The organism is Labrenzia sp. PO1 (assembly GCF_012273635.1).
GTDB lineage: Bacteria > Pseudomonadota > Alphaproteobacteria > Rhizobiales > Stappiaceae > Roseibium > Roseibium algicola.
On the sequence record NZ_JAAXCR010000007.1, the window covers coordinates 1 to 13503 of the forward strand.

26 protein-coding genes are annotated in these 13503 nt (G+C 58.6%); all 26 read left to right on the plus strand.

Annotated features, from left to right (window positions below; translation table 11 throughout):
* Window positions 1-952: elongation factor Tu (gene tuf, locus HCG46_RS26945; RefSeq protein ID WP_168688030.1), on the plus strand; the 952-nt coding region annotated here is incomplete at its 5' end.
* A gap of 73 nt (window positions 953-1025) precedes the next feature.
* Window positions 1026-1334 carry a 30S ribosomal protein S10 gene (gene rpsJ / locus HCG46_RS26950; protein WP_006936455.1) on the plus strand — a complete coding sequence of 103 codons (309 nt, stop codon included), beginning with the start codon at window positions 1026-1028 and terminating at the stop codon, window positions 1332-1334.
* Between the two features lie 23 nt (window positions 1335-1357).
* The gene (gene rplC, locus HCG46_RS26955) at window positions 1358-2068 is read left to right on the plus strand and encodes a 50S ribosomal protein L3 (protein ID WP_031268311.1); all 711 of its coding nucleotides are present in this window, start codon (window positions 1358-1360) and stop codon (window positions 2066-2068) included.
* Window positions 2068-2688, plus strand: a complete 621-nt coding sequence (gene rplD, locus HCG46_RS26960; protein ID WP_055654717.1) for a 50S ribosomal protein L4 — start codon at window positions 2068-2070, stop codon at window positions 2686-2688. Before rplC ends, rplD begins: the two co-directional genes overlap by 1 nt.
* Window positions 2685-2978, plus strand: a complete 294-nt coding sequence (locus HCG46_RS26965) for a 50S ribosomal protein L23 (RefSeq protein WP_006936452.1) — start codon at window positions 2685-2687, stop codon at window positions 2976-2978. Before rplD ends, HCG46_RS26965 begins: the two co-directional genes overlap by 4 nt.
* 18 nt (window positions 2979-2996) lie before the next feature.
* Entirely contained in the window at window positions 2997-3827 is an 831-nt protein-coding gene (gene rplB, locus HCG46_RS26970; RefSeq protein WP_055654715.1) for a 50S ribosomal protein L2, read from the plus strand.
* A 12-nt stretch (window positions 3828-3839) separates the two neighbouring features.
* Entirely contained in the window at window positions 3840-4118 is a 279-nt protein-coding gene (gene rpsS / locus HCG46_RS26975) for a 30S ribosomal protein S19 (RefSeq protein ID WP_022998243.1), read from the plus strand.
* A gap of 2 nt (window positions 4119-4120) precedes the next feature.
* A complete protein-coding gene (gene rplV, locus HCG46_RS26980; RefSeq protein ID WP_006936449.1) occupies window positions 4121-4501 on the plus strand; it encodes a 50S ribosomal protein L22 in 381 nt (126 codons plus the stop codon).
* Window positions 4501-5229, plus strand: a complete 729-nt coding sequence (rpsC, locus tag HCG46_RS26985; RefSeq protein ID WP_006936448.1) for a 30S ribosomal protein S3 — start codon at window positions 4501-4503, stop codon at window positions 5227-5229. The genes rplV and rpsC overlap by 1 nt, the downstream gene beginning before the upstream one ends.
* Window positions 5230-5276: 47 nt before the next feature.
* Window positions 5277-5690, plus strand: a complete 414-nt coding sequence (gene rplP / locus HCG46_RS26990) for a 50S ribosomal protein L16 (RefSeq protein ID WP_022998244.1) — start codon at window positions 5277-5279, stop codon at window positions 5688-5690.
* Between the two features lie 21 nt (window positions 5691-5711).
* Window positions 5712-5912, plus strand: coding sequence for a 50S ribosomal protein L29 (rpmC, locus tag HCG46_RS26995; protein WP_006936445.1), 201 nt, complete (start codon window positions 5712-5714; stop codon window positions 5910-5912).
* Window positions 5913-5922: 10 nt separating this feature from the next.
* Window positions 5923-6153: a 30S ribosomal protein S17 gene (gene rpsQ / locus HCG46_RS27000; protein WP_022998245.1), complete on the plus strand. Its 231-nt coding sequence runs from the start codon at window positions 5923-5925 to the stop codon at window positions 6151-6153.
* A gap of 69 nt (window positions 6154-6222) precedes the next feature.
* Window positions 6223-6591, plus strand: a complete 369-nt coding sequence (gene rplN, locus HCG46_RS27005; protein WP_006936443.1) for a 50S ribosomal protein L14 — start codon at window positions 6223-6225, stop codon at window positions 6589-6591.
* Window positions 6591-6908, plus strand: a complete 318-nt coding sequence (gene rplX / locus HCG46_RS27010) for a 50S ribosomal protein L24 (RefSeq protein WP_006936441.1) — start codon at window positions 6591-6593, stop codon at window positions 6906-6908. The genes rplN and rplX overlap by 1 nt, the downstream gene beginning before the upstream one ends.
* Window positions 6901-7458, plus strand: a complete 558-nt coding sequence (gene rplE / locus HCG46_RS27015) for a 50S ribosomal protein L5 (RefSeq protein ID WP_022998246.1) — start codon at window positions 6901-6903, stop codon at window positions 7456-7458. Before rplX ends, rplE begins: the two co-directional genes overlap by 8 nt.
* A gap of 21 nt (window positions 7459-7479) precedes the next feature.
* Window positions 7480-7785 carry a 30S ribosomal protein S14 gene (rpsN, locus tag HCG46_RS27020; protein ID WP_006936439.1) on the plus strand — a complete coding sequence of 102 codons (306 nt, stop codon included), beginning with the start codon at window positions 7480-7482 and terminating at the stop codon, window positions 7783-7785.
* 12 nt (window positions 7786-7797) lie between these two features.
* Entirely contained in the window at window positions 7798-8196 is a 399-nt protein-coding gene (rpsH, locus tag HCG46_RS27025; RefSeq protein WP_006936438.1) for a 30S ribosomal protein S8, read from the plus strand.
* A 41-nt stretch (window positions 8197-8237) separates the two neighbouring features.
* Window positions 8238-8771: a 50S ribosomal protein L6 gene (rplF, locus tag HCG46_RS27030; RefSeq protein ID WP_022998247.1), complete on the plus strand. Its 534-nt coding sequence runs from the start codon at window positions 8238-8240 to the stop codon at window positions 8769-8771.
* Window positions 8772-8783: 12 nt separating this feature from the next.
* Window positions 8784-9146 (plus strand): 50S ribosomal protein L18, encoded by a 363-nt coding sequence (gene rplR, locus HCG46_RS27035; RefSeq protein WP_022998248.1) that lies wholly within the window; start codon window positions 8784-8786, stop codon window positions 9144-9146.
* A gap of 41 nt (window positions 9147-9187) precedes the next feature.
* Window positions 9188-9754 carry a 30S ribosomal protein S5 gene (gene rpsE / locus HCG46_RS27040; RefSeq protein ID WP_006936434.1) on the plus strand — a complete coding sequence of 189 codons (567 nt, stop codon included), beginning with the start codon at window positions 9188-9190 and terminating at the stop codon, window positions 9752-9754.
* A 41-nt stretch (window positions 9755-9795) separates the two neighbouring features.
* Window positions 9796-9993, plus strand: coding sequence for a 50S ribosomal protein L30 (gene rpmD, locus HCG46_RS27045; RefSeq protein WP_006936433.1), 198 nt, complete (start codon window positions 9796-9798; stop codon window positions 9991-9993).
* Between the two features lie 23 nt (window positions 9994-10016).
* Window positions 10017-10484, plus strand: coding sequence for a 50S ribosomal protein L15 (gene rplO, locus HCG46_RS27050; RefSeq protein WP_062488536.1), 468 nt, complete (start codon window positions 10017-10019; stop codon window positions 10482-10484).
* Between the two features lie 47 nt (window positions 10485-10531).
* Complete coding sequence (gene secY, locus HCG46_RS27055; RefSeq protein ID WP_022998250.1) at window positions 10532-11863, plus strand: preprotein translocase subunit SecY; 1332 nt, start codon at window positions 10532-10534, stop codon at window positions 11861-11863.
* Window positions 11860-12456, plus strand: coding sequence for an adenylate kinase (locus HCG46_RS27060; RefSeq protein WP_022998251.1), 597 nt, complete (start codon window positions 11860-11862; stop codon window positions 12454-12456). The genes secY and HCG46_RS27060 overlap by 4 nt, the downstream gene beginning before the upstream one ends.
* Window positions 12457-12635: 179 nt before the next feature.
* Window positions 12636-13004 (plus strand): 30S ribosomal protein S13, encoded by a 369-nt coding sequence (gene rpsM / locus HCG46_RS27065; RefSeq protein WP_031268319.1) that lies wholly within the window; start codon window positions 12636-12638, stop codon window positions 13002-13004.
* Window positions 13005-13075: 71 nt separating this feature from the next.
* Window positions 13076-13465, plus strand: coding sequence for a 30S ribosomal protein S11 (gene rpsK, locus HCG46_RS27070; protein WP_006936427.1), 390 nt, complete (start codon window positions 13076-13078; stop codon window positions 13463-13465).
* The last annotated feature ends 38 nt before the right edge of the window (window positions 13466-13503 follow it).

Genomic DNA, 13503 nt, shown 5'->3' on the forward strand with positions numbered 1-13503 from the left:
CGACTGCCCTGGTCACGCCGACTACGTCAAGAACATGATCACCGGTGCAGCGCAGATGGACGGCGCGATCCTGGTCTGTTCTGCCGCTGACGGCCCGATGCCGCAGACCCGTGAACACATCCTCCTGGCTCGCCAGGTTGGTGTTCCGGCTCTGGTCGTGTTCATGAACAAGGTTGACCAGGTCGACGACGAAGAGCTTCTCGAGCTCGTCGAAATGGAAATCCGCGAACTGCTGTCTTCCTACGAATTCCCGGGCGACGACATTCCGATCGTCAAGGGTTCTGCACTGGCAGCCGTTGAAAACCGCGATCCGGCCATCGGCCGCGATGCGATCCGTGAGCTGATGGCTCAGGTCGACGCGTACATCCCGACCCCGGAGCGTCCGAAGGACCTTCCGTTCCTGATGCCGATCGAAGACGTCTTCTCGATCTCCGGCCGTGGTACGGTTGTAACCGGTCGTGTTGAGCGCGGTATCGTGAAGGTTGGCGAAGAAGTCGAAATCGTCGGCATCAAGGACACGCAGAAGACCACGGTCACCGGCGTTGAAATGTTCCGCAAGCTGCTGGACAGCGGCGAAGCAGGCGACAACATCGGCGCGCTGATCCGCGGTATCGCACGTGAAGACGTTGAGCGTGGTCAGGTTCTTTGCAAGCCGGGTACTGTTACCCCGCACACGAAGTTCAAGGCCGAGGCTTACATCCTCACCAAGGAAGAAGGTGGTCGTCACACCCCGTTCTTCACCAACTACCGCCCGCAGTTCTACTTCCGTACGACGGACGTGACCGGTGTGGTGTCCCTGCCGGAAGGCACGGAAATGGTGATGCCGGGCGACAACGTCTCCGTCGAGGTTGAGCTGATCGTGCCGATCGCCATGGAAGAAGGCCTGCGCTTCGCTATCCGCGAAGGTGGCCGTACCGTCGGCGCTGGCGTCGTCGCATCCATCATCGAATAATCGACAGCCGGGCCTGCCGGTGACTTTCAAGTGAAACGCGGGCAGGCCCGCAGTCTTATTGGGAACAACAACAATGAACGGTCAGAATATCCGGATCCGCCTGAAGGCGTTTGACCACCGTATTCTCGACGCCTCCACCAAGGAGATCGTCAATACGGCCAAGCGGACCGGTGCTCAGGTACGGGGTCCCGTGCCGCTGCCGACGCGGATCGAGAAGTACACGGTGCTTCGCGGGCCGCATATCGATAAGAAAAGCCGCGATCAGTTCGAGATGCGTACGCATAAGCGCCTTCTCGATATCGTTGATCCGACGCCCCAGACGGTGGACGCGCTCATGAAGCTCGACCTCGCCGCTGGTGTCGACGTCGAGATCAAGCTCTAAGCCGGGTCGAAGGGGACACATCCATGCGTTCTGGAGTGATCGCTCAGAAAGTGGGCATGACCCGCATCTATAACGATGCAGGCGAGCATGTTCCGGTCACCGTTCTGCGGCTGGAAAATTGCCAGGTGGTTGCCCACCGCACTGACGAAAAAAATGGTTACACTGCGCTGCAGCTCGGTGCAGGTACCCGTAAAGTAAAGAATACGCCGAAGGCACTGCGTGGCCACTTTGCTGTTGCAAAGGTTGAGCCGAAGCGGACCGTGGCCGAATTCCGCGTTTCTGCGGAAAACCTGATCGACGTTGGCGCGGAACTGACCGCTGACCACTACGTCGAAGGCCAGTTTGTCGACGTGACCGGCACTTCTATCGGTAAGGGTTTTGCCGGTGCCATGAAGCGTCACAACTTCGGTGGTGGCCGTGCATCGCACGGTAACTCGATCTCGCACCGTTCGCACGGTTCTACCGGTCAGTGTCAGGACCCGGGCCGCGTGTTCAAGGGCAAGAAAATGGCCGGTCACATGGGTGATGCCCGCGTGACCACGCAGAACCTGAAGGTTGTGCGCACTGATGTTGAGCGTGGCCTGATCATGGTCGAGGGCTCTGTTCCGGGCGCCAAGGGCGGCTGGATCCTGGTCCGCGACGCGATCAAAAAGGCGCTGCCGGAAAACGTTCCGGTTCCGGGTGCTTTCAAAGCAACCGAAGCGACTGCGGCCGCCGGGAAGGAGAGTGAGTGATGGAACTCCAGGTCAAGACCCTCGAAGGTGGGGCGGCCGGTTCGATCACGGTGTCTGACGAGATCTTCGGTCTCGAGCCGCGCACCGATTTGATCCACCGTGTGGTGCGTTGGCAGCTGGCCAAGCGCCAGGCAGGTACCCACAAGGCACTGGGCCGTTCGGAAGTTTCCGGCACGACGAAGAAATTCGTCCGTCAGAAAGGTTCCGGCGGTGCACGTCACGGCAACAAGAAGGCCCCGCAGTTCCGCGGTGGTGGTAAGGCATTCGGCCCGATCGTTCGCGATCACAGCCATGACCTGCCGAAGAAGGTTCGCGCCCTCGGCCTGAAGCATGCCCTGTCGGCGAAAGCCAAGACAGACAGCATCGTTATTGTCGAAGACGCAAAGGCAGCCGAAGCAAAGACCAAGGCACTCAAGGCACAGCTGACCAAGCTCGGCCTGACCAGCGCTCTGATCATTGACGGCGCCGAGGTCGATGCAAACTTCGCTCTGGCGTCCCGCAACATTCCGCATCTGGATGTGCTGCCGGTTCAGGGCATCAACGTTTACGACATCCTGCGTGCCAACACCCTGGTGTTGACGAAGGCTGCGGTGTCCGCACTTGAGGAGCGCTTTAAATGAGCAAACTTCCTCACTACGACAAAATCGTCGGCCCGGTAATCACCGAAAAGTCGACGATGGCTTCCGAAGAGAACAAGGTTGTCTTCAAAGTTGCTAACGATGCAACGAAGCCGGAAATCAAGGCCGCAGTCGAAGCGCTGTTCGGTGTAAAGGTCACGGCAGTGAACACCCTGGTCCGCAAGGGCAAGGTCAAGCGCTTCCGCGGTCGCATCGGCCGTCAGTCCGACTACAAGAAGGCCGTCGTTACGCTGCAGGAAGGTCACGCAATCGACGTGACCACCGGGCTCTAAGACGGGGACTTAAGAAAAATGGCACTTAAGACATTCAACCCGACGTCCCCAGGCCGCCGTCAGCTGGTTCAAGTTGATCGCTCTGGTCTGTGGAAAGGCAAGCCGGTCAAGACCCTGACCGAAGGCCTGTCCAAGTCCGGTGGCCGCAACAACGCCGGCCGCCTGACGTCTCCGAACCGCGGTGGCGGTCACAAGCGGTCTTACCGTCTTGTCGACTTCAAGCGCCGTAAATGGGACGTTCCGGCAACGGTCGAGCGCCTTGAATACGATCCGAACCGGACCGCATTCATTGCACTCATCCGTTACGAAGACGGTGAACTGAGCTACATCCTGGCGCCGCAGCGCCTGGCTGCTGGCGATACCGTCATCGCCGGTGAATCCGTCGACGTGAAACCGGGCAATGCCGCGCCACTGGCTCGCATTCCGGTTGGTACGATCGTGCACAATGTCGAGCTGAAGCCGGGCAAAGGCGCCCAGATCGCTCGTTCGGCAGGTGCGTTCGTTCAGATCGTCGGCCGCGACCAGGGCTACACCACGCTGCGCCTGATGTCTGGCGAGCAGCGCCGTGTGCTCGGAACCTGCATGGCTTCCATTGGCGCCGTGTCCAACCCGGACCACGCCAACGTTAACCTGGGTAAAGCAGGCCGTTCCCGCTGGCTTGGCATTCGTCCGCATACTCGCGGTGTTGCCATGAACCCGATCGACCACCCGCACGGTGGTGGTGAAGGCAGGACCTCCGGCGGTCGTCATCCGGTTACCCCTTGGGGTAAACCGACCAAAGGTAAGCGTACGCGGCGCAATAAGCAGACTGATAAGTTTATCGTCCGCAGCCGTCACGCGAAGAAGTAAAGGGCAAGGATCGTGGCACGTTCGATCTGGAAAGGTCCGTTTGTCGACGGGTATCTGCTGAAGAAAGCGGACAAGGTCCGTGAGTCCGGCCGGAACGAGGTCATCAAGACCTGGAGCCGCCGCTCTACCATCCTGCCGCAGTTCGTCGGTTTGACCTTCGGCGTCTATAACGGTCAAAAGCACGTTCCGGTGCTGGTGTCTGAGGAAATGATCGGTCACAAGTTCGGTGAGTTCTCGCCGAGCCGGACCTATTATGGACACGGCGCCGACAAGAAGGCGAAGAGGAAGTAACGATGGGCAAGCCGAAGCGTGAGCGGACGCTCGCTGACAATGAGGCCCGGGCAATGACCCGCATGCTGCGCGTTTCCCCGCGCAAGCTGAACCTCGTTGCGGCTTCGATCCGTGGCAAAAAAGTCGGTTCCGCGATCGCGGACCTGACATTCTCCCGCAAGCGCATTGCGCAGGACGTCAAGAAAACCTTGATGTCGGCCATTGCCAACGCGGAAAACAACCATGACCTGGACATCGACAACCTGGTGGTTGCTGAAGCACATGTCGGCAAGGCATTTGTGATCAAGCGGTTCCAGGCACGTGCACGCGGTCGTGTTGGCCGGATCGAGAAGCCGTTCTCGAACCTGACCATCGTCGTGCGCGAAGTTGAGGAGACTGCCTGATGGGACATAAGACAAACCCGATCGGCATGCGCCTCGGGATCAACCGCACCTGGGACAGCCGCTGGTACGCGAACAAGAACGAATACGGCGATCTTCTGCACGAAGATTTCCGCATCCGCGAGCTCCTGCTGAAGGAACTGAAGCAGGCTGCCGTGTCCAAGGTTGTTATCGAACGCCCGCACAAGAAGTGCCGTGTGTCCATTCACTCCGGTCGTCCGGGTGTGGTCATCGGTAAAAAGGGTGCCGATATCGAGCGTCTTCGCAAGAAGATCGCCGACATCACCAATTCCGAAGTGCATCTCAACATCGTTGAAGTGCGCAAGCCGGAAATCGACGCGACCCTGGTCGCCCAGTCGATTGCCCAGCAGCTGGAACGCCGCGTTGCTTTCCGTCGCGCCATGAAGCGGGCCGTTCAGTCCGCCATGCGCCTCGGTGCACAGGGCATCCGTATCAACTGCGGTGGCCGTCTTGGCGGTGCGGAAATTGCGCGTATCGAATGGTACCGCGAAGGCCGCGTCCCGCTTCACACGCTGCGTGCAGACATCGACTACGGTGTTGCAAGCGCTCACACGGCTTACGGCGTGTGCGGTGTGAAGGTCTGGATCTTCAAGGGTGAAATTCTGGAACACGATCCGATGGCGTCTGAGCGCCGTGCGACCGCTGCTTCCGAAGGCAACCAGGGTGATCGCGGCGGACGCCGGGATCGGGGCCGCGAGCGCGCAGCTTAATTCAAGCTGCCTGCCGCTCGTAACTTAAGAAAGACGAGAGAAGAACGATGCTGCAACCGAAGCGCACAAAGTTCCGCAAGCAGCACAAGGGCCGCATCCACGGCTTGTCGAAGGGAGGCACTGACCTCAACTTCGGCGCATTCGGTCTGAAGGCGATTGAGCCGGAGCGTGTTACGGCACGTCAGATCGAAGCGGCCCGCCGTGCTATGACCCGCCACATGAAGCGTGCGGGTCGTGTTTGGATCCGCATCTTCCCGGACGTCCCGGTTTCCTCGAAACCTGCTGAAGTCCGCATGGGTAAAGGTAAGGGTTCTCCGGATTACTGGGCTTGCCGTGTCAAGCCAGGCCGGATCATGTTCGAAATCGACGGTGTGCCGGAAGACATTGCGCGTGAAGCCATGCGTCTTGCTGCAGCCAAACTGCCGATCAAGTGCCGCTTCGTTCAGCGTATCGGCGAGTAGGGCAGGCGAGGAGTTAGAGCCATGAAGGCTACCGATGTACGGGCTAAGACCCTCGACGAGCTCCGCAGTGAGCTTGAAGGCCTGAAGAAAGAGCAGTTCAACCTGCGCTTCCAGCGGGCTACGGGTCAGCTTGAAAACACTGCGCGTGTCCGGCAGATCCGCCGTGATATCGCGCGTATCCAGACGATCATGCGCGAAAAGCGCGTGTCGGCGAACGCGTAAGGAGACGGCCATGCCGAAGCGTATCCTGCAGGGCACCGTTGTCAGCGACGCCAATGACAAGACGGTGACGGTGAATGTGGAGCGCCGCTTCACGCACCCGCTGCTGAAGAAGACTGTGCGCCGGACCAAGAAGTACCGCGCACACGACGAAACCAACCAGTACAAGGTTGGCGACATTGTTCAGATCGAAGAATGCGCGCCGATCTCTAAAAACAAACGTTGGACCGTGGTCGCTCAGTGACCGCGCTCCATTCAGTGAGCATCAGGCGCCCGTGACCCGAGCGCCATCAGAAGAACAAGGCAGCCAGTCATGATTCAGATGCAAACAAACCTCGACGTCGCGGATAATTCCGGCGCTCGTCGTGTCATGTGCATCAAAGTGCTCGGCGGCTCCAAGCGTAAATATGCCCAGGTAGGCGACATCATCGTCGTCTCCGTGAAAGAGGCAATTCCGCGGGGCCGCGTTAAGAAGGGCGACGTGATGAAGGCTGTCGTCGTGCGCACGGCAAAGGATATCCGCCGTCCCGATGGCAGCGTGATCCGGTTCGACCGCAATGCGGCCGTGCTGGTCAACAACAACAAGGAGCCGATCGGCACCCGTATCTTCGGACCGGTACCGCGTGAACTCCGTGCAAAGAACCATATGAAAATCATTTCGCTCGCGCCGGAGGTGCTCTGATGGCTGCGAAAATTAAAAAAGGCGACACGGTGGTTGTGCTGACCGGCCGTGACAAGGGTAAGTCCGGCGAAGTCATCCAGATGCTGCCGGCTGACAACAAGGCCCTGGTCCGCGGCATCAACATGGTTCGCCGCCACCAGAAGCAGACCCAGACGCAGGAAGCAGGCATCGTGGCCAAGGAAGCCCCGATTCACCTTTCCAACGTTGCACTGGCCGATCCGAAGGACGGCAAGGCGACCCGCGTCGGCTTCAAAGTGCAGGACGATGGCACCAAGGTCCGTGTGGCCAAGCGTTCGGGAGACCTGATCGATGGCTGAGACCACTAACGTGCCGCGTCTCAAGACGCATTATGACGAAGTTGTGCGCAAGCAGCTTCTGGAGAAGTTCCAGTACAAGAACGTCATGCAGGTTCCGCAGCTGGAAAAGATTGTCCTCAACGTCGGTGTCGGCGAAGCGGTCAGCGATTCCAAGAAGGCGCGTATCGCAGCTGACGACCTGGCACTGATTGCCGGTCAGAAGCCGGTGATCACCAAGGCGAAAAAGTCTATCGCAACCTTCAAGGTTCGCGAAGGCATGCCGCTTGGTGCAAAGGTTACCCTGCGCCGCCAGCAGATGTTCGAATTCCTGGACCGTCTGATCACCATCGCGCTGCCGCGCGTACGTGACTTCCGTGGTCTGAACCCGAAGAGCTTCGACGGTCGCGGCAACTACGCCATGGGCATCAAAGAACACATCGTGTTCCCGGAAATCGAGTACGACAAGGTCGACCAGATCTGGGGCATGGACGTGATCATCTGCACCACGGCGCCGAATGACGATGAAGCACGCGAGCTTCTGCGCGCGTTCAACTTCCCGTTCACGAAGTAACGGGCAAGGAAGGGATCGACGATGGCGAAGAAAAGCGCAATCGAGAAGAACAAGCGCCGCGAGAAGCTTGTAAAGAAATACGCTGAGAAGCGCGCTGCCCTGAAGGCACTGGCTAAAGATGAAAGCCTGTCCCTGGAAGAGCGGTACAACGCACGCCTGAAGCTGGCAAAATTGCCGCGGAATTCCGCGCCGAACCGTGTTCGCAACCGTTGCGAAGTGTCCGGCCGTCCGCGCGGTTTTTACCGCAAGCTGAAGATGTCGCGTATTGCGCTTCGTGAACTGGGCTCCCTGGGTAAGATCCCGGGCCTGGTCAAGTCGAGCTGGTAAGGAGAAACTCCGATGGCAATTTCTGATCCGTTGGGGGATATGCTGACCCGCATTCGCAACGCGCAGATGCGTCGCAAGAACAAGGTCAGTTCACCAAATTCCAAATTGCGCGCACATGTACTTGATGTGCTCGCAAAAGAGGGGTACATCCGTGGCTACACCACGGTTGAATACGAGGGCGGTAAGTCCGAGTTGGAAATCGAACTGAAGTATTTCGACGGTGAACCGGTTATCCGCACGATTGAACGTGTGTCCAAGCCGGGCCGCCGCGTGTACTCGTCGGTGAAAAACATCCCGCATGTCTCTAATGGCCTGGGCGTGTCGATCATTTCGACTCCGCGTGGTGTCATGAGCGACCATCAGGCGCGGGACGAAAACGTAGGTGGTGAGGTTCTTTGCCGCGTCTTCTGATGCGGCATCCTCACTTTTAAAACAACGACAAGGTTGGTCATATGTCTCGTATTGGCAAAAAGCCAGTCCCCGTGCCAAGCGGGGTAACGGCATCGATCGACGGTCAGACTGTTACGATCAAGGGCCCGAAAGGCGAAAAGTCTTTCGTGCTCAATGATCTTGTTCTGGCCGAAATGACGGATGATGGGATCAAAATCGATCCGTGCAACAGCTCCAAGCCGGCTCGCTCCATGTGGGGCATGAGCCGCACCATGGTCGCGAACCTGATCACTGGCGTAACCGAGGGCTTCAAGAAAGACCTCGCCATCACCGGTGTCGGTTATCGCGCTCAGGTCCAGGGCAAGAACCTTCAGCTGGCGCTCGGTTTCTCTCATGACGTTGTCTATCCGATCCCGGATGGTATCGATATCGTGTGCCCGAAACCCACGGAAATCAACATCACCGGTACCGACAAACAGCGCGTCGGTCAGGTTGCTGCTGAAATTCGTGAATTCCGCCCGCCGGAGCCCTACAAGGGCAAAGGCGTTCGTTATGCAGGCGAGTTCATCGTCCGCAAAGAAGGCAAGAAGAAGTAACGGACCCAGATCATGGCGAACAGCAAACAAGCTTTCGAGCGCCGCCGCGATCGCGTGCGCCGTTCGATTCAGAAAGCCGCGAACGGTCGTCCGCGCCTTTCTGTCTTCCGCTCGTCGAAGCAGATCTACGCCCAGATCATCGACGATGCGAAGGGACATACGATTGTCTCTGCTTCAACGATCGAAACAGATCTCAAGAGCAGCCTGAAAACGGGCGCCGACGTCGCTGCAGCCGCAGCCGTTGGCAAGCTTGTCGCCGAGCGTGCTGCTGCCGCTGGCGTAAAGCAGGTCGTGTTCGACCGTGGCGGGTACCAGTATCATGGGCGCGTAAAAGCGCTTGCTGATGCAGCCCGTGAAGGTGGACTTGAATTCTGACCAGCGCCCGTTGGCGCTCTTAAGAACGGAAGACGTATAATATGGCGAGACAAGAAAATCGCGATCGCGACGAGCGAGACAGCGAATTCGTCGACAAGCTCGTTCACATCAACCGCGTTGCGAAAGTGGTCAAGGGTGGCCGTCGTTTCGGCTTCGCAGCACTCGTTGTGGTTGGTGACCAGAAGGGCCGCGTCGGCTTCGGTCATGGCAAGGCGCGTGAAGTGCCGGAAGCCATCCGTAAGGCAACTGAAGCAGCAAAGCGCACGATGATCCGTGTACCGCTTCGCGAAGGCCGGACCCTCCACCACGATGTGGAAGGCCGTCACGGCGCTGGCAAGGTTCTGCTTCGTGCAGCTCCGGCCGGTACCGGTATCATCGCAGGCGGTCCGATGCGTGCCGTTTTCGAAACGCTCGGCGTCCAGGACGTTGTGGCCAAGTCTCTGGGGACTTCCAACCCCTACAACATGGTGCGTGCAACTTTTGCTGCGCTGACCAAGGAAGACAGCCCGCGTTCCGTCGCTGCCCGCCGTGGCCTGAAGGTCTCTGTGCTGCAGTCCCGCCGTCGTGACAACAACGATGAGGCGGCTTCGGCTGCCGCTGAGGCTTGACCTTAGCGGCTCCGGTCCCCAGCTGAGAGAGGGTATGTTCCATGGCGAACACCGAAAAGACTGTCACGGTCGAACAGATCGGCAGCCCGCTGCGCCGTCCTAAGGACCAGCGCGCGACGCTCGTCGGTCTCGGCCTGAACAAGATGCACCGCCGTTCCACACTGAAGGATACTCCTGAAGTGCGCGGCATGATCAATAAGGTCCAGCATCTCGTTCGCGTCGTCGAAGACAACGCGTAAGAACGGGGTGAGGAGAAACGAACATGAAGCTCAATGAACTTCGTGACAACGAAGGTGCCGTAAAAGACCGCATGCGTGTGGCTCGCGGCATCGGGTCCGGCAAGGGCAAGACTGGTGGCCGTGGTGTCAAAGGTCAGAAGTCCCGTTCCGGCGTTGCCATCAAAGGCTTTGAAGGCGGTCAGATGCCGCTTCACCGCCGTCTGCCGAAGCGCGGCTTCACGAACATTTTTGCCAAGGACTACAACACTGTGTCCGTTGGCCGTGTTCAGAAGGCGATTGATGCAGGCAAGCTGAATGTGTCCGAGACGGTTACCGTCGAAGCGCTGAAGGCAGCAGGCGTTGTCAAGCGGGTCCGTGACGGTGTGCGCATCGTTGCCAACGGTGAACTCACCGCTGCAGTGACCTTTGAAGTTGCCGGTGCCTCCAAGGGCGCTGTTGCAGCGATCGAAAAAGCAGGCGGCAAGGTTGCCGTTCTGGGAGCTCAGGCTTAACAGCCTGGGCTTCACCCATTTCTTGGGCAAGCATTCCGGAGTAGGGCATGGCATCGGCCGCCGAGCAACTGGCGTCAAATCTCAATTTCTCAGCTTTCGCCAAGGCTGAAGAACTCAAAAAGCGCATCTGGTTCACACTGGGGGCGCTTTTGGTTTATCGACTGGGCACTTACATTCCCTTGCCCGGCATCAATCCGGACGCCTTTGCGCAGGCCTTCAATCAGGCCCAGTCCGGCATCATCGGCATGTTCAACATGTTTGCCGGCGGTGCTGTCGAGCGCATGGCGATCTTCGCTCTCGGCATTATGCCGTATATTTCCGCCTCCATTATCATGCAGCTCATGACGACCGTCGTACCGACGCTCGAGCAGATGAAGAAGGAAGGCGAGCAGGGCCGCAAGGTCATCAACCAGTACACGCGCTACGGCACTGTTATCCTGGCGGCTTTCCAGGCTTACGGTATCGCAGTCGGTCTGGAAGGTGCGACCAACGTGGTCGCTGATCCGGGCTGGTTCTTCCGCGCGTCAACTGTCCTGACGCTTGTCGGCGGTACCATGTTCCTGATGTGGCTCGGTGAGCAGATCACATCGCGCGGTATCGGTAACGGTATTTCGCTGATCATCTTTGCCGGCATTGTCGCCGGTCTGCCGGTCGCGCTGGTCAATGTGCTTGAACTCGGTCGCCAGGGTTCGATGTCGACGATCCTGATTCTCGGCATTCTGATACTGGCTGTCGTGGTGATCGCACTGATCGTGTTCATGGAACGGGCTCAGCGCAGACTGCTGATTCAGTATCCTAAGCGCCAGATGGGCAACCGTATGTTCGAGGGCAACACCTCGTTCCTGCCACTCAAGCTCAACACTGCCGGTGTGATTCCGCCGATCTTCGCTTCCTCCCTGCTGCTGGTTCCTGCCACCATCGGCGGCTTCAGTCAGGGTTCGGGCAATGAGTGGCTGACGTATATCACTGCGGCGCTTGGTCACGGCCAGCCGTTGTTCATGGTGTTCTACGCAGCGATGATCGTGTTCTTCTGTTTCTTCTATACCGCGATCGTTTTCAATCCGAGCGACACTGCGGACAACCTGAAGAAACACGGCGGTTTCATTCCCGGGATCCGTCCCGGCGAGCGTACAGCGCAGTATATTGATTACGTTCTGACGCGCATTACGGTGGTCGGTGCAATTTACATCACCGTCGTTTGTCTATTACCCGAATTCCTTATTTCGGCGACAGGCGTTCCGTTCTATTTCGGTGGCACCTCTTTGTTGATTGTCGTAAGCGTGACGATGGATACCGTGTCACAGATCCAGGGGCATTTGCTTGCGCACCAATATGAGGGTCTGGTGAAAAAAGCGAAATTAAGTGGGAGGCGTCGATGAGGCTTATTCTGGTTGGACCGCCAGGAGCGGGGAAGGGGACACAGGCCGCGCACCTCGTTGCGAAATACGCGATCCCGCAGCTCTCCACCGGAGACATGCTGCGGGCCGCAGTGGCCGCCCAGACCCCGGTAGGCGTTAAAGCCAAGGAAGTCATGGACGCAGGTGGCCTCGTGTCGGATGAGATCGTTGTCGGTATCATCCGCGACCGGATCGCCGAAGAAGATGCCAGGAACGGATTCATTCTTGATGGTTTTCCCCGCACGCTCGCCCAGGCCGAAGCGCTTGACGAGATGCTGGAAGCAAACAGCCTCAAGCTGAACGCCGTCATCGAACTGCGTGTCGACCAGTCGAAGCTGGTCGATCGGATCATCAAGCGCGCTGCTGATGCACAGGCTGCTGGTCAGCCGGTGCGCAAGGACGATGATCCGGAAGTCTTCAAGCAACGCCTTGAAGCCTACAACCGCGATACCGCAGTTGTTGTGCCGTATTACGAGAAGACAGGTCTTCTTTCCGTGATTGACGGCATGCAGTCCATTGATGAAGTGACGGCTTCAATAGATTCCGTTCTTCAAGGACTTGACGAAAAGGTTTAGAGCCGTTAAACGACCCGCTCTACCTTACAGTTAAGCCGGTTCCATGTAAGTGGGGCCGGCATTCTCTGTGCCGGGGTTACCCCGGCATTTTCGTACCCGCAAGGGCCGGACTCCACCGGACGCGGGCATTACAACCTGCGGCAAGACCATGGTCTCGCTGCGTAATCATGGAGACGAACGTGGCACGTATTGCTGGCGTTAACATCCCGACGAACAAGCGCGTTGTCATCGCGCTTCAGTACATTCACGGCATTGGCGCGAAGTTCGCGCAGGAAATCATCGAGAAGAACAACATCGATGCTGCCCGCCGTGTGAACGAGCTTTCCGACGCAGAAGTTCTGTCCATCCGCGAAACCATCGACCGCGATTACCTCGTTGAAGGTGACTTGCGTCGTGAGACCGCGATGAACATCAAGCGTCTGATGGACCTTGGCTGCTACCGCGGCCTGCGTCACCGTCGCGGCCTGCCGGTTCGCGGTCAGCGGACGCACACGAACGCACGTACCCGCAAGGGTCCGGCTAAACCGATCGCTGGTAAGAAGAAGTAATTACCCGGCCTCGATTGGTGGTGGAGCTGCCGGCATTACGGCAGTGACGAGATCAAAACAAGGATAAGAGAATGGCTAAAGACACGACGCGCGTGCGTCGCCGCGAACGCAAGAACATCTCTTCTGGCGTCGCGCATGTGAACTCCACGTTCAACAACACCATGATCACGATCACCGACGCACAGGGCAACGCGATCTCCTGGTCGTCCGCCGGTGCACTCGGTTTCAAAGGTTCCCGTAAGTCCACTCCGTATGCTGCCCAGGTTGCTGCGGAAGACGCTGCGAAAAAAGCTGCCGAGCACGGCATGCGCACCCTGGAAGTGGAAGTGCGCGGTCCGGGTTCCGGTCGTGAATCTGCTCTGCGTGCCCTGCAGGCCGCCGGTTTCCTGATCACGTCCATCCGTGACGTGACGCCGATTCCGCACAACGGCTGCCGTCCGCGCAAGCGTCGCCGCGTCTAAGGCTTCCCAGCTTTAGGTACTTGTTTCTCCAAATGGCA

Coding starts and splice junctions, on each gene's coding strand:
- HCG46_RS26965 (WP_006936452.1), top strand. CDS start 2,685: ATGAGCAAACTTCCTCACTACGACAAAATCGTCGGCCCGGTAATCACC.
- rplE (WP_022998246.1), top strand. CDS start 6,901: ATGGCTGAGACCACTAACGTGCCGCGTCTCAAGACGCATTATGACGAA.
- rplN (WP_006936443.1), top strand. CDS start 6,223: ATGATTCAGATGCAAACAAACCTCGACGTCGCGGATAATTCCGGCGCT.
- rpsN (WP_006936439.1), top strand. CDS start 7,480: ATGGCGAAGAAAAGCGCAATCGAGAAGAACAAGCGCCGCGAGAAGCTT.
- rplD (WP_055654717.1), top strand. CDS start 2,068: ATGGAACTCCAGGTCAAGACCCTCGAAGGTGGGGCGGCCGGTTCGATC.
- rplR (WP_022998248.1), top strand. CDS start 8,784: ATGGCGAACAGCAAACAAGCTTTCGAGCGCCGCCGCGATCGCGTGCGC.
- rplO (WP_062488536.1), top strand. CDS start 10,017: ATGAAGCTCAATGAACTTCGTGACAACGAAGGTGCCGTAAAAGACCGC.
- rpmC (WP_006936445.1), top strand. CDS start 5,712: ATGAAGGCTACCGATGTACGGGCTAAGACCCTCGACGAGCTCCGCAGT.
- rplX (WP_006936441.1), top strand. CDS start 6,591: ATGGCTGCGAAAATTAAAAAAGGCGACACGGTGGTTGTGCTGACCGGC.
- HCG46_RS27060 (WP_022998251.1), top strand. CDS start 11,860: ATGAGGCTTATTCTGGTTGGACCGCCAGGAGCGGGGAAGGGGACACAG.
- rplC (WP_031268311.1), top strand. CDS start 1,358: ATGCGTTCTGGAGTGATCGCTCAGAAAGTGGGCATGACCCGCATCTAT.
- rpsC (WP_006936448.1), top strand. CDS start 4,501: ATGGGACATAAGACAAACCCGATCGGCATGCGCCTCGGGATCAACCGC.
- rpsQ (WP_022998245.1), top strand. CDS start 5,923: ATGCCGAAGCGTATCCTGCAGGGCACCGTTGTCAGCGACGCCAATGAC.
- rpsH (WP_006936438.1), top strand. CDS start 7,798: ATGGCAATTTCTGATCCGTTGGGGGATATGCTGACCCGCATTCGCAAC.
- rplB (WP_055654715.1), top strand. CDS start 2,997: ATGGCACTTAAGACATTCAACCCGACGTCCCCAGGCCGCCGTCAGCTG.
- secY (WP_022998250.1), top strand. CDS start 10,532: ATGGCATCGGCCGCCGAGCAACTGGCGTCAAATCTCAATTTCTCAGCT.
- rplF (WP_022998247.1), top strand. CDS start 8,238: ATGTCTCGTATTGGCAAAAAGCCAGTCCCCGTGCCAAGCGGGGTAACG.
- rpsE (WP_006936434.1), top strand. CDS start 9,188: ATGGCGAGACAAGAAAATCGCGATCGCGACGAGCGAGACAGCGAATTC.
- rplV (WP_006936449.1), top strand. CDS start 4,121: ATGGGCAAGCCGAAGCGTGAGCGGACGCTCGCTGACAATGAGGCCCGG.
- rpsK (WP_006936427.1), top strand. CDS start 13,076: ATGGCTAAAGACACGACGCGCGTGCGTCGCCGCGAACGCAAGAACATC.
- rpsJ (WP_006936455.1), top strand. CDS start 1,026: ATGAACGGTCAGAATATCCGGATCCGCCTGAAGGCGTTTGACCACCGT.
- rpmD (WP_006936433.1), top strand. CDS start 9,796: ATGGCGAACACCGAAAAGACTGTCACGGTCGAACAGATCGGCAGCCCG.
- rplP (WP_022998244.1), top strand. CDS start 5,277: ATGCTGCAACCGAAGCGCACAAAGTTCCGCAAGCAGCACAAGGGCCGC.